At 42.2% G+C, this 540-nt stretch carries 2 pseudogenes; both read right to left on the minus strand.

Annotated features, from left to right (window positions below):
• Window positions 1–139, minus strand: a pseudogene (locus tag L5M10_RS24095) (IS4 family transposase); the annotation flags it as partial.
• Between the two features lie 192 nt (window positions 140–331).
• Window positions 332–540 (minus strand): annotated as a pseudogene (locus L5M10_RS24100) (IS3 family transposase); the annotation flags it as partial.

Raw genomic sequence — 540 nt, forward strand, 5'->3', positions numbered from 1 at the left:
TTCGACCTAACTCAGTCAAGGTCAGTGTCTTACATTCAATCAGTGCCTTAGAGGCCAGCATCAAGCTGTTTAATCGTTTTAGGTGAAGTTCTGGGCAGTATTGGTGTAAAGAATGTTGTAGGATATTGGCTTCGCGCATCTTGTTGTCCAAGTGTAGTTTTTAGCGAAACCATTTGATCATGCAACAAGATGCGCTTCCACCCTAATTTGATGATTTATTTGTAAATCATCAGGGGATTCTTCAGGACTAAATTCAGAGAGTGATACTTAGACACATACAACTTTTCAGTAGCGGTGTTTTTCAAGATAGTTGTCACTCTTTGTTTAAATATTAAGCTGCATTTATTACGCCTTCTTCTGGTGCCTTATCTGGGTTGAGTGTTACAGCGCCAACCGCTTCACAATTTCTGATCTCTGTAGACCAACGCATCGGTTTTCTTTCCTTCGCCGCCTCAAGCACTTTCTTGCGCTTCGCTAAAATAGCGCCATCTTGCAGTGCATGACGTTGCCCTGGTGAGACAAAATTTAGCTGGCTGTGTT

The sequence above is a fragment of the Shewanella sp. SM32 genome, assembly GCF_025654235.1.
In the GTDB taxonomy this organism is placed as follows: Bacteria; Pseudomonadota; Gammaproteobacteria; order Enterobacterales; family Shewanellaceae; genus Shewanella; species Shewanella oncorhynchi.